This window comes from Rhodovulum visakhapatnamense (assembly GCF_004365965.1).
Taxonomy (GTDB): Bacteria; Pseudomonadota; Alphaproteobacteria; order Rhodobacterales; family Rhodobacteraceae; genus Rhodovulum; species Rhodovulum visakhapatnamense.
This window is the reverse complement of the sequence record NZ_SOEB01000001.1, coordinates 133480-147046: the sequence shown is the minus strand read 5'-3', so window position 1 is coordinate 147046 and position 13567 is coordinate 133480. Positions and strand designations below refer to the sequence as shown.

Here is a 13567-nt window from a genome sequence, read left to right as displayed (position 1 = left end):
CCCCCGTCAGAAGAACACGTCCGCAGCAGCGATAGACCGCCGCCCGCCGGGCGTCTCTAGGACAAGCTGCCCGTCCTCGTCCACGGTCAGGAACCGCCCCGACACCTCTTCGGCGCCCATCCGCGCGGTGATCGTGTCGCCCAGCCGCGCGGCGCGTTCCAGCCAGGCCGACCGCAGCGGCCCGAAGCCCTCCTCGCGGAAGAACCGGTCCTGATGGGCGAAATGCTCGGCAAAGAAGGCCAGGAATTCCAGCGGGTCGACGGCATCGCCGATCTCTTCGGCCAGCGTCACCGGCATCAAGGCCCGGGGCGCGATCGCCGCGGCGTCGGGCAAGGCGTTGAGATTGACCCCCAGCCCGATCGACAGCCGCCCGACCTCGGTCATCGTCCCTTCGGATTCAAGCAAGATGCCCGCCAGCTTGCCGCCGTTCAGCAGCACGTCATTGGGCCATTTCAGCGTGATCGCCTCGCGGTCCTCGACATAGGCCAGACAGGTCGCATAGAGCGAAAACGAGGTCACGAAAGAATAAAGCGCGGCCGTCGCGGGCGGGCAGCCCGGCGCCAGCACCAGGGTCGCGGCAAGGTTTCCTTCGGGCGCGCCCCAGGCCCGGCCCCGGCGGCCGACGCCCGCCGTCTGGCGGCGGGCGACGATCCATGTCGGCCGCGTCAGGTCGCGGCGGCGACGGGCCTCGGCCATGGTGCTGTCGACCTCGTCGAGCAGGATCAGGTCATGCCCGGCCGGCCAGTGCCAGCCCTGCCCCTCAGTTGACAAGGGTCTGAGCCGCGGCCAGCGCCAGCCCCTCGACACCGAAGAGGTTGATGACCCCCACGATCATCGCGAAGGACGCGACCATCATGATGCCCCACATCACCGGCGGCATGGTTCCGTCGAGGCGGCGGTCGCCCTCCTCGCCGAAATACATGTAGAAGACGATGCGCAGGTAGTAGAAGGCCGAGATCACCGAGGCGATCACGCCCGCCACCGCCAGCCACACATAGCCGCCGTCGACCGCCGCCTTGATGACGTAGAACTTCCCGAAGAAACCCACGAAGGGCGGCACGCCCGCGAGGCTGAACAGCAGCATCATCAGCGCCAGCGCCTTCAGCGGCTCGACCGAAGCATACATGTTCAGGCTGCGGATATCGACGACCGGCTGGCCGTCCTTCTGCATGCCCATGATGAAGGCGAAGGTGCCGATGCTCATGGTGACATAGATCGCCATGTAGACCAGCATCGCCTGCACCCCCAGCGCGGTGCCCGCAACCAGCCCCATCAGCGCAAACCCCATATGGGCAATCGAGGAATAGGCCATCAGCCGCTTGAAGTTGCGCTGGCCGATCCCGGCGAAGGCGCCGAGGAACATCGACAGCAGTGACAGCACCGCGATCACCTGCCCCCAGTCGCCCGGCACCGACCCGAAGGCGTCGAACAGCACCCGGGCGAACAGCGCCATCGCGGCCATCTTGGGCGCGGTCGCGAAGAAGGCGGTGACCGGCGTCGGCGCACCCTCGTAGACGTCGGGCGTCCACATGTGGAAGGGCACGGCCGAGACCTTGAAGGCCAGCCCGGTGATCATGAAGACCAGCCCGAAGAGCAGCCCCACACCGATCGGACCGTCACCGATCGAGGCGAGGATGCCCGCGAACAGCGTGGTGCCGGAATAGCCGTAGGTCAGCGAGGCGCCATACAGCAGAAGCCCCGAAGACAGCGCGCCCAGCACGAAGTACTTCAGCCCGGCCTCGGTCGATTTCAGGTTGTCGCGCCGGATCGCGGCGACGACGTAAAGCGCCAGCGATTGCAGTTCCAGCCCCATGTAAAGCGTCATCAGATCGCCCGCCGAGACCATCAGCATCATGCCGACGACCGCCAGCGTGATCAGCACCGGGAACTCGAACAGCAGCGTCTTCTGGCGGCGCATGTAGTCCTGGCTCATCAGCATCACCAACGCGGCCGAGGCCAGCACCACCACCTTGGCGAAGCGGGCGAAGCCGTCATCGATCAGCGCGCCGCCGAAGGCGGTTTCGGTGGGCCCCGCGGTCAGCCCGATCCAGACCGCCAGCGCCAGCATCAGCGCCGAGGTGGTCCAGACCAGCACCGGCGCCGCCCTGTCCTTGCCGGTATAGACGGCCCCGACCAGCGCCAGCATCGCGTAGACCGAAAGGATGATTTCCGGCAGGACGACGGAAAGATCGTCAGAGATCATCTCGTTCCCCTCAGTTTCCGGCCAGCTGGGTCGAGACGGGCGTCTCGGCCAGTGCCATCTGGTAGTTCGAAAGAAGCGCCTCGACCGAGGGCCCGATGATGTCGGTCACCAGCGACGGGTAGACGCCCAGCAGAAGCGTCATCGCCACCAGCGGCGCGAAGATCGCGCGCTCGCGCAGGTTCATGTCGGTTATGGACCGGAGCGATTCCTTGATCAGGTCGCCGAACACCACCCGACGGTAAAGCCAAAGCGCATAGGCCGCCGACAGGATCACCCCGGTCGCGGCGACCGCCGCCACCCAGGTATTGACCTGGAAGATGCCCGCCAGCGTCAGGAACTCGCCGATGAAGCCCGAGGTGCCCGGCAGCCCCACATTGGCCATGGTGAACAGCATGAAGACCAGCGCATAGGCGGGCATGCGGTTCACGAGCCCGCCATAGGCGTCGATCTCTCGGGTGTGCATGCGGTCGTAGATCACGCCCACGCAAAGGAACAGCGCGCCCGAGACGAAGCCGTGGCTCAGCATCTGGAAGATCGCGCCGTCGACGCCCTGCTGGTTTGCGGCAAAGATGCCCATGGTCACATAGCCCATATGGGCGACCGACGAATAGGCGATCAGCTTCTTCATGTCCTGCTGCGCCAGCGCCACCAGCGAGGTGTAGACGATGGCGATGGCCGACATCCAGAAGATCAGCGGCGCCCAGATGTCCGAAGCGACCGGGAACATCGGCAGGCTGAAGCGCAGGAAGCCGTAGCCGCCCATCTTCAGCATGATCGCCGCCAGCACCACGGACCCCGCCGTCGGCGCCTGCACGTGGGCGTCGGGCAGCCAGGTATGGACCGGCCACATCGGCATCTTGACCGCGAAGGAGGCGAGGAAAGCGAACCACAGGAAGGTCTGCATGCCGCCGACAATCGTCTTGCCGCCGATGACGATGTCGCCCGCGCTGAACTGATGCGCCAGCAGGGTCGGAATGTCGGTGGTGCCCGCATCCATGTACATGGCCACCATCGCCACCAGCATCAGGACGGACCCGAGGAAGGTGTAGAGGAAGAACTTGAAGGTGGCGTAGATCCGGTCCTTGCCGCCCCAGATGCCGATGATCAGGAACATCGGGATCAGGCCGCCCTCGAAGAAGAGGTAGAACAGCACCAGATCGAGCGCGCAGAAGACGCCCAGCATCAGCGTTTCCAGCACCAGGAAGGCGATCATGTATTCCTTGACCCGGTGCGTCACCGTCCAGCAGGCGCCAATGGTGATCGGCATCAGGAAGGTGGTCAGCATCACGAAGAGGATCGAGATGCCGTCGACGCCCATCTTGTAGCGCAGCCCCAGCAGCCAGGACCGGTCCTCGACGAACTGGAAGCCGGCATCCGAGGGATCGAACTCGAACAGCACGAAGAGCGAGATCAGGAAGGTCGCCGTCGTCGCGATCAGCGCCACCCATTTCGCATTGGCCTGATCCGAGGGGCTGTCGCCCTTGAGGAAGACACCCAGGATCAGCGCCGCGATCAGGGGCGTGAAGGTGATGATGGAAAGCAGGTTGTCCATTACTCGGCCCCTCCGGTCAGAGCCATCCAGGTGACGAGTACGGCGATGCCGATGACCATGGCGAAGGCGTAGTGGAACAGATAGCCCGACTGCAGCCGCCCGGCGACACGGGTGAAGAAGGGCACGATGCCCATCGCCACCCCGTTGATGCCGCCATCGATGATGCCGCCATCGCCTCCCTTCCAGAGCGCGCGCCCGATATTGCGGGCGGGCTGGACGATGATCGCGTCATAAAGCTCGTCGAAATACCACTTGTTCAGCAGGAACAGGTACAGCGGACGGGCCGCGCGCGCGGTCTGGCCCGGAAGCTCGGGCTTGTTGATGTAGAAGAGCCACGCCACGGCGAAGCCCGCAAGCATCGCCAGGAAGGGCGAGGCCTTGACCCATTGGGGCGCGTGATGGGCGTTTTCCATCGCGTGGTTGTCGGGCGCGGTATAGATCGCGCCCTGCCCCGGCAGCGCGGCCGCGGCTTCGCCCTCGGCGGCGGTCTCGCCATGCCCCGCGACGGCGGCCACCTCATGCGAGGGCACCCCGTAGAAGCGGTTCACGCTGTCATGGTCGCCGAAGAAGTTGCCGTACCACAGCATGCCCGCAAGCACCGCGCCGACGCTCAGTACGCCCAGAGGAACCAGCATGGTCACCGGGCTTTCATGGGCATGGTCATGAGCCCGCCGGTCGCCCCGCGCCTCGCCGAAGAAGGTCATGAAGATCAGCCGCCAGGAATAGAAGCTGGTGAAGGCCGCGGCGATCACGAGCATCCAGAAGGCGAAATAGGCATGCCCGCCCCAGGCGCTTTCGATGATGGCGTCCTTCGACAGGAACCCCGCGAAACCGATATGGGTCAGCGGAATGCCGACACCGGTGATGGCCAGCGTGCCGATCACCATCGTCCAGAAGGTGAAGGGGATCTTCTTCCTCAGCCCGCCATAGTTCCGCATGTCCTGTTCGTGATGCATGGCATGGATGACCGAGCCCGCGCAGAGGAACAGAAGCGCCTTGAAGAAGGCATGCGTCAGCAGGTGGAACATCGCCGCCGAATAGACGCCGACGCCCGCCGCCACGAACATGTAGCCCAGCTGCGAACAGGTCGAATAGGCGATCACCCGCTTGATGTCGTTCTGCACCAGACCCACGGTCGCCGCGAAGAAGGCGGTCACCGCGCCGATGAAGACGATCATGTTCTTGGCGTCGGGGGCGAATTCCAGCACCGGCGACATCCGGCAGACCAGGAATACCCCGGCCGTGACCATGGTCGCGGCGTGGATCAGCGCGGAAACGGGCGTCGGACCCTCCATCGCGTCGGGCAGCCAGGTATGCAGGAACAGCTGGGCCGATTTCCCCATCGCCCCGATGAAGAGCAGCACGCCCACCACATTGGCCGCGCTCCAGGTCCCGTTCAGGAAGCTCAGCTGCATCGTCGCCAGCTCGGGCGCCTTGTCGAAGATGTCGTCGAAGCGGACGCTGTCGAGCAGGAAGAACAGCGCGAACATCGCCAGCAGGAAGCCGAAATCGCCGACCCGGTTGACCACGAAGGCCTTGATCGCCGCGGCATTGGCCGAGGGCTTGCGGTAATAGAACCCGATCAGCAGATACGAGGCGACGCCCACGCCCTCCCAGCCGAAGAACAGCTGGACAAGGTTGTCGGCCGTCACCAGCGCCAGCATGGTGAAGGTGAAGAAGGACAGATAGGCGAAGAAGCGCGGCTTGTAGCTTTCGCCCTCGCGCCATTCGGGGTCATGCGCCATGTAGCCGAAGCTGTAGAGATGGACGAAGGCCGAGACAGTCGTCACCACGATCAGCATGATCGCGGTCAGCCGGTCGATGCGGATCGCCCAGTCGGCCACGAAGCTGCCGCTGTCGATCCAGCGGAAGATCTCGACCTGGCGCATCTCGCCGTCGAAGCCCATGAACACGACCCAGGAGAACAGCATCGACAGGAACACCATCGCGGTGGTGATCCACATCGCGGCCTTCTCGCCGAACATCCGGTAGCCGAAGCCGCAGAGAAGCGCGCCGATCAGCGGGGCGAAGAGGATGATCTTTTCCATGAGCCCCTAGCCTTTCATCACGTTGACATCGTCGACCGCGATCGACCCGCGGTTGCGGTAGAAGCAGACCAGGATGGCAAGCCCGATGGCGGCTTCGGCCGCGGCGACGGTCAGCACGAACATGGTGAAGATCTGGCCGACCAGGTCGCCCAGATAGGCCGAGAAGGCGACCAGGTTGATGTTGACCGACAAGAGCATCAGCTCGATCGACATCAGGATGACGATCACGTTCTTGCGGTTCACGAAGATCCCGAAGATGGCGATGACGAACAACGCCGCAGCCACCGTCAGGTAATGTTCCAGTCCGATCATTCCGTCCCTCCGGGCCGTCCGCCCGCTAGTCCCTTCCGAACCGTGGTCGCGGTGCCGCTCACAGCCCCTGCCCCGGTTTCACGTCTTTCAGTTCCATCGCCTTCGCCGGATCGCGATACATCTGCGCCAGCACGTTCTGGCGCTTGACGTTCGGCCGGTGGCGAAGCGTCAGCACGATGGCGCCGATCATCGCGACCAGCAGCACCAGCCCCGCGGCCTGGAAGAGATGGATGTAGTCGTCATAGATGAGCTGACCGATCGCCAGCGTGTTGTGGATCTCGGCCGGGTCGGGCGTCGGCGCGCCCCGCAGCGCCGCAGCGCCGTCCGCGCTTTTCCAGACGCCGTAGACCAGCACCAGCTGCGCCAGGAAGACCGCGCCGATCAGTCCCGCGATGGGGAAATACGAGGCCATCTTCGCCTTGAGCTCGGTGAAATCCACATCGAGCATCATCACCACGAAGAGGAACAGCACGGCGACGGCGCCGACATAGACGATCACCATCAGCATCGCCACGAATTCCGCGCCCAGCAGCACGAAAAGCCCGGCCGAGCTGAGAAAGGCCAGGATCAGCCACAGGACCGAATGCACGGGGTTGCGCGCCAGGACCACGAACAGGCCCGAGACCACGGTCACCACAGAAAACGCATAGAACGCGAATTCACCCAGGGTCATTTGCCCGTCTCCTCGTCCTTTTCGTCGAATACCGTCTGCGCCAGTTCCAGCGCCCGGCTCATGGCGGGGATCCCGCCCAGCATCGCCATCTGGTAGATCACCTCGGCGATCTCGCGTTCCGTCGCCCCGGCCTCAAGCGCGTGGCGGACCGTGATCTTGAACTGGGCGTCGGCCTGCGCGCCCAGCACCGTGAGCCCCGCGATCACCGCCAGCAGCCGGGTCTTGCTGTCCAGCCCCTCGGGGTTGAACGTGTTGCCCCACATCATGTCCATGAAGTCCTTGGGCATGGTCGGGATCAGCTTGTCGAACCCGTGCACCTGGAAGCTTTCCAGCGCCGGGTTGAAGGCGCGGGCCATCTTGTGGCTCTGCTCCAGCATCTGTTCGAAGAGTTTCGCGTATCCGCTCATCTGTAGGGCGCGTCCAGTTCGAGGTTGCGGGCGATCTCGGCCTCCCAGCGGTCGCCGTTTTCAAGCAGCTTGGCCTTGTCGTAGAACAGCTCTTCGCGGGTTTCGGTCGCGAATTCGAAATTCGGCCCCTCGACGATGGCATCGACCGGACAGGCTTCCTGGCAGAAGCCGCAATAGATGCACTTGGTCATGTCGATGTCGTAGCGCGTGGTCCGGCGCGAACCGTCCTCGCGCGGTTCGGCATCGATGGTGATGGCCTGGGCCGGGCAAATCGCCTCGCAGAGCTTGCAGGCAATGCAGCGTTCCTCGCCCGAGGGATAGCGCCGGAGCGCATGCTCGCCCCGGAACCGCGGGCTGAGCGGCCCTTTTTCATGCGGATAGTTCAGCGTCGCCTTGGGGGCGAAGAAATACTTCATCCCGAGCTTGAAGCCTTCGAAGAAGTCCAGAAGCAGGAAGTACTTGCCCGCCCGTTGCCAGTCGATTGCAGCCATGTCAGCCTCCCACCGCCCAGCGGGCATAGGCGCCGCCGAACAGTTCGAATTGTGCGAAGAAGGCCACCGCGACGACCCAGATCAGCGACATCGGCAGGAACACCTTCCAGCCCAGCCGCATCAGCTGGTCGTAGCGGTAGCGCGGGACGATGGCCTTGACCATCGAGAAGAGGAAGAAGAACACCGCCATCTTGGCCACCATCCAGATCGCGCCGTCGGGCAGACCCGGGATGGGCGACAGCCAGCCGCCGAAGAACAGAAGGCTGATCAGCGCGCACATCAGGAAGATCGCGATGTATTCGCAGGCCATGAACAGCAGGAAGGGCGTCGAGCCGTATTCCACCTGATAGCCCGCGACCAGTTCCGACTCGGCCTCGGGAAGGTCGAAGGGCGGACGGTTGGTTTCGGCCAGCGCCGAGATGAAGAACAGGAACACCATCGGGAAATGCGGCAGCCAGTACCAGGACAGGAAGCCGAAGCGGCCGTCCTGGGCGGCGACGATGTCGCCGAAGTTCAGCGAGCCCGTCGACAGGATCACCCCGATGATGATCAGCCCGATCGACACCTCGTAGGAGATCATCTGCGCCGCAGACCGCAACGAGCCGAGGAACGCGTATTTCGAGTTCGACGCCCAGCCGCCCATGATGACGCCATAGACCTCGAGCGACGAGATCGCGAGGATGTAGAGAACGGCCACGTTGATATCGGCCATCACCAGCCGGTCCGAGAACGGGATCACCGCCCAGCAGAGCAGCGGCATCACGAAGGCGATGAGCGGCGCGATGAAGAAGACCGGGCGGTCGACCCCCGCGGGGATCACCACCTCCTTTACCACGTATTTCAGCGCGTCGGCCACGGTCTGCAGGATCCCGAAGACCCCCACCACGTTGGGCCCGCGCCGCATCTGCACCGCCGCCCAGATCTTGCGGTCGCCATAGACCAGGAACAGCAGCGACACCATCACGAAGGCGATGACCAGCAGGCCATGTCCCATGATCGTCAGCGCCAGCCCAATGCCGGTATCCATGAAGTCAGCCATCTCGCCTCGTCATTCCTCAGACCGTCGGTACGCCCCGCGCGGCGCAGTCTTTTACTTCCTGCCGGGCCTCGACCCGGCTGACGCCCCGCGGAAACGTCCTTGTCATCATGTAGACCGCGTCTGCCGTCCAGACGCCGCCCTGCTCGCGGCCGATCCGCGTGCGCAGATGGCGCGCGAAGCCGAACCCGGTGTCGAGCGCATGCCGCGCGACCGCGCAGCGCCCGTACTCGTCCAGCGCCGCGACCCCGCCGGGATCGCGCATCGTCAGCGCCACCTCGACCAGCCCATCCTTCAGCGCCGTGGTCTCGGCACCCAGATAGGCGGGCGCAGAGCCCTCGGGAGCGGGACCCGGCAGCGGGGAACAGCCCGCCGCGATTCCGGTCGCCACCGCGACGGCCAGCCCGGCCATATGTCGGGGCGCCAGACCCACCCTATTCCGCCGCCATCGGCGCGGCGCGCCGGGCCTTGGCATTGGCCGACAGCTCGGCCATCAGCGCCGAGGCACGGGCAATCGGGTTGGTCAGGTAGAAATCCTTGACCGCATAGCGGAACTCGGCCCGGGCAGGCTCGGTCACCGGCAGCGGCTGCCAGTGGTTCACGATCACCTCGTCGACCAGCGCCAGATCCGGCGCCGCCGCGACCAGCTTGCGGCGCAGCTGCACCAGATCGTCGAAGGGCAGCGTCGCGCCAAGCTCGGCCGACAGCGCCCGCAGGATCGCCCAGTTCTCCTTGGCCTCGCCCGGCGGGAAGCCCGCGCGCAGCGCCATCTGCGGCCGCCCCTCGGTATTGACGAACAGCCCCGCCTCTTCGGTATAGGCCGCGCCGGGCAGGATGATGTCGGCACGATGCGCGCCGCGGTCGCCATGGCTGCCCTGATAGATGACGAAGGGACCCTCGCCGATCTCGACCTCGTCGGCGCCCAGATTGTAGATGACCTCGGCGCCTTTCGTCGCGGCCTCGATCCCGCCCTCGGTGACGGCGCCCAGATCCAGCGCGCCGACCCGCGAAGCGGCGGTGTGCAGCACCAGAAGCCCCGCGCCCAGCCCGCCCGCCAGCGCCATCGCCTGGCTGAGGACGGCCGCGCCATCGGCCTCGATCAGCGCGCCCTGCCCGACGATGACCAGCGCGCCTTCTGCCGGTTTCGCGGCTTTCGCCAACTTCACCAGCGCCGCGCGGTCGGTGCCTTCCTCGATCACGTCATAGGTCAGATCGGCCGCCGGGCCGACCCGGTGCACGGCCGCGCCCTGCATCCATGCCTTGCGGATGCGGGCGTTCAGCACCGGCGCCTCGGCGCGCGGATTGCTGCCGATCAGATAGATCTGCCGGGCATGGTCGATATCCTCGATGGCCGCGGTGCCGACATAGGCCGACCGGTTGCCCGCAGGCAGCTTGGCCCCGTCGGTCCGGCATTCGACGGTGCCGCCCAGCCCCTCGACCAGCGATTTCAGCGCGAAGATCGCCTCGGCCGGGGCCAGATCGCCGATCAGCCCGGAGACCTTGCGGCCAGTCATGGCGGCTGCGGCCGCACGCAGCGCCTCGGGCCAGCTCGCGGGACGCAGCTTGCCGTTCTCGCGGAGATAGGGCCGGTCGAGCCGCTGGCGCTTCAGACCGTCCCAGACAAAGCGGGTCTTGTCCGAGATCCATTCCTCGTTCACGCCGTCATGGTTGCGCGGCAGGATCCGCATCACTTCGCGGCCCTTTGTGTCGACCCGGATATTCGACCCCAGCGCATCCATCACGTCGATGGTTTCGGTCTTGGTCAGTTCCCAGGGACGGGCGGTGAAGGCATAGGGCTTCGAGGTCAGCGCGCCGACCGGGCACAGGTCGATGATGTTGCCCTGCAGCTCGCTGTCCAGCGTCTGGCCCAGATAGGAGGTGATCTCGGCATCCTCGCCGCGGCCGGTCTGGCCCATCTGGGTGATGCCCGCGACCTCGGTCGTGAAGCGCACGCAGCGGGTGCAGGAGATGCAGCGGGTCATGCAGGTGCCGACCAGCGGGCCCAGATCGGGGTCAATCGAGGCGCGCTTGGGCTCGCGATAGCGGCTGAAATCGACGCCATAGGCCATCGCCTGATCCTGCAGGTCGCATTCGCCGCCCTGATCGCAGATCGGACAGTCGAGCGGGTGGTTGATCAGCAGGAACTCCATCACCCCCTCGCGGGCCTTCTTGACCATGGGCGAGTTGGTCTTGACGACCGGCGGCGCGCCGTCGGGGCCGGGGCGCAGGTCCTTGACCTGCATCGCGCAGGAGGCGGCGGGCTTGGGCGGGCCGCCGACGATCTCGACCAGACACATCCGGCAGTTGCCGGCGATGGACAGGCGTTCATGGTAGCAGAAGCGCGGGATCTCGATCCCGGCGACCTCGCAGGCCTGAAGCACCGTCATGGCCGGGTCGACCTCGATCTCTGTGCCGTCGATGATGATCTTGCGTAGCTGTGCCATGCTCTTGCCTTGTCGCTTGCTGCGTCCCGCCCCCGGTCCGGCGGGCTGCGTCCTAGATCCCGGGGCGGGCGCGCCCGGCGCCCGTGCCCGCCGCAAGGGCCGCCCGTCCGGCGCCCCTCCGGCCTGTTCCTGCCGCCATCGGCCCTGCCCGCACCGCCATGCCTAGCGCGCCCTCAACAGTCGGCCGATTTCGGTCCGGGCCCGGATTTCGGCCAGACCGACCGGGCAGTAGCTCTCAGGCCGGTCCCGCCGGACGCCCCGTGCCGCCAGCCAGTCCCGCGCGGCGCCCTCGACCCGCGCCTTTTCGGCCTTGTCCTCGACGAAGGCCCGGATCTCGGCATCGGAATAGCCAAGCCGCGAGGCCCGCGAATTCAGCCCGCGCATATAGCCATAGGCGGTCAGCATCCGCGCCTCGATCCGCGGGCATTGCTTGCGGATCATGTTCGCGGTCGCGATCACCTGCAGCCCCTCGACGATCTCGGTCTGCTCGCCAAGTGCCGGACGCGCCTCTGCCCCCTCGGCCGTGGCCGCAGCGGCAAGGGCCAGCGTCGCGGCAAGCGCCGCGGCCCGTCCTCCGGGCGATATGACCGCCCCCGCGATCACGCCGCCGCCACCGCGCTGGCGCGTCCGATGGTCCGCGCCTCGATCCGGGGCTCGATCTCGGGGCTGTCGGTGACGATCTTCCTGATCTCGCTCATCCGCCTGCTCCGCCGCCGTCATTTCCATTTCAGCACGTCGGCCACGACGGTCTTGCGCAGTCCGCCGTCATCCCAAAGCACATGCGCGTGGTCGTCCTGGTTGATCTGGACCGCGACCATGCTGGGGTTGCCCGTCGGCAGGAGCCGACCGGTCTGAACCTCGAAGGACCGGCCATCCGGCTGCTTGCAGCGGAACGAGACATGCCCCGTATCGCCCTTGATCTTGAAGCGGATCTCGCGGCCCTCTTTCATCGTGACCTTGCCACCGGTGCCGTAGGGCTGGCAGGTCGTGCCCTTGGGAAAGAAGCCGAAATCCACCTTCAGCAAAGCGGGCTCTGCCAGAGCCGGTCCCGCAAGCAGGACCGCCAAGACCGCACCCTGAAAACCGACAAGCCGCATGAAAATCACTCCGCTGCCAGGACGCCAGTGCGCCCGGCCTTTTGCGCCCTGATCCGGTCCTCGATCTCGTCGCGGAAATGCCGGATCAGCCCCTGGATCGGCCAGGCCGCCGCGTCGCCGAGCGCGCAGATCGTGTGGCCTTCGACCTGCCTGGTGACGTCGAACAGCATGTCGATCTCTTCGATCTCGGCCTCGCCCTTCACCAGACGGTCCATCACCCGCATCATCCAGCCGGTGCCCTCGCGGCAGGGCGTGCACTGGCCGCAGCTTTCATGTTTGTAGAACGAGGCCAGCCGCCAGATCGCCTTGATGACATCGGTCGACTGGTCCATCACGATCACGGCCGCGGTGCCAAGACCCGAACGCTGTTCGCGCAGCCAGTCGAAATCCATGATCGCATCCTCGCAGATGCTGGCGGGCAAAAGCGGCACAGAAGAGCCGCCCGGGATCACCGCCTTGAGATTGTCCCATCCGCCGCGAACGCCGCCGCAATGGCGGTCCAGCAACTCGCGCAGCCCGATCGACATGCTTTCCTCGACCACGCAGGGCCGGTTCACATGGCCCGAGACCGCGAAAAGCTTGGTGCCGGCATTGTTCGGCCGCCCGAAGGAGGCGAACCAGTCCCCGCCGCGACGCAGGATGGTCGGCACCACGGCGATGGATTCGACGTTGTTGACCGTGGTCGGACAGCCGTAAAGCCCCGAGCCCGCCGGGAAGGGCGGCTTCATCCGCGGCATGCCCTTCTTGCCCTCGAGGCTTTCCAGCAGGGCGGTTTCCTCGCCGCAGATATAGGCGCCCGCGCCGTGATGCAGGTACAGGTCGAAATCCCAGCCCGACTTGGCGGCATTGGCGCCCAGAAGGCCCGCATCATAGGCCTCGTCGATGGCCGCCTGCAGCGCCTCGCGCTCGCGGATATATTCGCCCCGGATGTAGATATAGGCGGCATGCGCGCCCATCGCGAAAGAGGCGATCAGCGCGCCCTCGATCAGCGTATGGGGGTCGTGCCGCATGATTTCGCGGTCCTTGCAGGTGCCCGGCTCGGACTCGTCGGCGTTGATTACAAGGTAGTGCGGCCTTCCGTCGCTTTCCTTCGGCATGAAGGACCATTTAAGCCCGGTAGGGAAACCAGCCCCGCCTCGGCCGCGCAATCCGGATTTCTTCATCTCGTCGATGATCCAGTCCCGGCCCTTGGCGATGACCTGAGCCGTGCCGTCCCAATGTCCCCGGGCGCGCGCGCCAGAGAGGCTGCGGTCGAACATCCCGTAGAGATTGGTAAAGATCCGGTCCTGATCGGTCAGCATGGT

Annotated in this window: 14 protein-coding genes; all 14 read right to left on the bottom strand. The window is 65.7% G+C overall.

Annotation, left to right across the window (positions count from 1 at the left end):
• Positions 1-6: 6 nt before the first annotated feature.
• The 14 genes from EV657_RS00715 to nuoF all read right to left on the bottom strand — a co-directional run bounded on the left by EV657_RS00715 (position 7) and on the right by nuoF (position 13564).
• On the bottom strand, positions 7-771 hold the full coding sequence (locus EV657_RS00715; protein ID WP_075786496.1) for a biotin--[acetyl-CoA-carboxylase] ligase: 765 nt from the start codon (positions 769-771) through the stop codon (positions 7-9).
• Positions 761-2203, bottom strand: a complete 1443-nt coding sequence (gene nuoN / locus EV657_RS00710; protein WP_075786497.1) for an NADH-quinone oxidoreductase subunit NuoN — start codon at positions 2201-2203, stop codon at positions 761-763. The genes EV657_RS00715 and nuoN overlap by 11 nt, the downstream gene beginning before the upstream one ends.
• Before the next feature lie 10 nt (positions 2204-2213).
• The gene (locus EV657_RS00705) at positions 2214-3755 is read right to left on the bottom strand and encodes an NADH-quinone oxidoreductase subunit M (protein ID WP_075786498.1); all 1542 of its coding nucleotides are present in this window, start codon (positions 3753-3755) and stop codon (positions 2214-2216) included.
• A complete protein-coding gene (nuoL, locus tag EV657_RS00700; protein WP_134076825.1) occupies positions 3755-5803 on the bottom strand; it encodes an NADH-quinone oxidoreductase subunit L in 2049 nt (682 codons plus the stop codon). Before nuoL ends, EV657_RS00705 begins: the two co-directional genes overlap by 1 nt.
• A 6-nt stretch (positions 5804-5809) precedes the next feature.
• Positions 5810-6115: an NADH-quinone oxidoreductase subunit NuoK gene (gene nuoK / locus EV657_RS00695; protein ID WP_042462923.1), complete on the bottom strand. Its 306-nt coding sequence runs from the start codon at positions 6113-6115 to the stop codon at positions 5810-5812.
• Between the two features lie 58 nt (positions 6116-6173).
• Positions 6174-6788, bottom strand: a complete 615-nt coding sequence (locus EV657_RS00690) for an NADH-quinone oxidoreductase subunit J (RefSeq protein WP_075786500.1) — start codon at positions 6786-6788, stop codon at positions 6174-6176.
• Positions 6785-7195, bottom strand: coding sequence for a carboxymuconolactone decarboxylase family protein (locus tag EV657_RS00685; protein ID WP_075786501.1), 411 nt, complete (start codon positions 7193-7195; stop codon positions 6785-6787). Before EV657_RS00685 ends, EV657_RS00690 begins: the two co-directional genes overlap by 4 nt.
• Complete coding sequence (nuoI, locus tag EV657_RS00680) at positions 7192-7686, bottom strand: NADH-quinone oxidoreductase subunit NuoI (RefSeq protein ID WP_075786502.1); 495 nt, start codon at positions 7684-7686, stop codon at positions 7192-7194. Before nuoI ends, EV657_RS00685 begins: the two co-directional genes overlap by 4 nt.
• Position 7687: 1 nt before the next feature.
• Positions 7688-8725, bottom strand: coding sequence for an NADH-quinone oxidoreductase subunit NuoH (nuoH, locus tag EV657_RS00675; RefSeq protein WP_075786503.1), 1038 nt, complete (start codon positions 8723-8725; stop codon positions 7688-7690).
• A 16-nt stretch (positions 8726-8741) separates the two neighbouring features.
• A complete protein-coding gene (locus EV657_RS00670; protein ID WP_134076824.1) occupies positions 8742-9134 on the bottom strand; it encodes a hypothetical protein in 393 nt (130 codons plus the stop codon).
• Between the two features lie 22 nt (positions 9135-9156).
• On the bottom strand, positions 9157-11166 hold the full coding sequence (gene nuoG, locus EV657_RS00665) for an NADH-quinone oxidoreductase subunit NuoG (protein ID WP_113668337.1): 2010 nt from the start codon (positions 11164-11166) through the stop codon (positions 9157-9159).
• A 162-nt stretch (positions 11167-11328) separates the two neighbouring features.
• Positions 11329-11769: a DUF5333 domain-containing protein gene (locus tag EV657_RS00660; protein ID WP_134076823.1), complete on the bottom strand. Its 441-nt coding sequence runs from the start codon at positions 11767-11769 to the stop codon at positions 11329-11331.
• Between the two features lie 113 nt (positions 11770-11882).
• Entirely contained in the window at positions 11883-12263 is a 381-nt protein-coding gene (locus EV657_RS00655) for a hypothetical protein (protein WP_134076822.1), read from the bottom strand.
• Positions 12264-12268: 5 nt separating this feature from the next.
• On the bottom strand, positions 12269-13564 hold the full coding sequence (gene nuoF / locus EV657_RS00650; protein ID WP_075786507.1) for an NADH-quinone oxidoreductase subunit NuoF: 1296 nt from the start codon (positions 13562-13564) through the stop codon (positions 12269-12271).
• Positions 13565-13567: the final 3 nt, after the last annotated feature.

What these genes read in the sequence shown, in the direction of transcription:
- nuoN (WP_075786497.1), bottom strand. Translation starts at nt 2,203, where the DNA reads ATGATCTCTGACGATCTTTCCGTCGTCCTGCCGGAAATCATCCTTTCG.
- EV657_RS00705 (WP_075786498.1), bottom strand. Translation starts at nt 3,755, where the DNA reads ATGGACAACCTGCTTTCCATCATCACCTTCACGCCCCTGATCGCGGCG.
- nuoL (WP_134076825.1), bottom strand. Translation starts at nt 5,803, where the DNA reads ATGGAAAAGATCATCCTCTTCGCCCCGCTGATCGGCGCGCTTCTCTGC.
- nuoK (WP_042462923.1), bottom strand. Translation starts at nt 6,115, where the DNA reads ATGATCGGACTGGAACATTACCTGACGGTGGCTGCGGCGTTGTTCGTC.
- EV657_RS00690 (WP_075786500.1), bottom strand. Translation starts at nt 6,788, where the DNA reads ATGACCCTGGGTGAATTCGCGTTCTATGCGTTTTCTGTGGTGACCGTG.
- EV657_RS00685 (WP_075786501.1), bottom strand. Translation starts at nt 7,195, where the DNA reads ATGAGCGGATACGCGAAACTCTTCGAACAGATGCTGGAGCAGAGCCAC.
- nuoI (WP_075786502.1), bottom strand. Translation starts at nt 7,686, where the DNA reads ATGGCTGCAATCGACTGGCAACGGGCGGGCAAGTACTTCCTGCTTCTG.
- nuoH (WP_075786503.1), bottom strand. Translation starts at nt 8,725, where the DNA reads ATGGCTGACTTCATGGATACCGGCATTGGGCTGGCGCTGACGATCATG.
- EV657_RS00670 (WP_134076824.1), bottom strand. Translation starts at nt 9,134, where the DNA reads ATGGCCGGGCTGGCCGTCGCGGTGGCGACCGGAATCGCGGCGGGCTGT.
- nuoG (WP_113668337.1), bottom strand. Translation starts at nt 11,166, where the DNA reads ATGGCACAGCTACGCAAGATCATCATCGACGGCACAGAGATCGAGGTC.
- EV657_RS00655 (WP_134076822.1), bottom strand. Translation starts at nt 12,263, where the DNA reads ATGCGGCTTGTCGGTTTTCAGGGTGCGGTCTTGGCGGTCCTGCTTGCG.
- nuoF (WP_075786507.1), bottom strand. Translation starts at nt 13,564, where the DNA reads ATGCTGACCGATCAGGACCGGATCTTTACCAATCTCTACGGGATGTTC.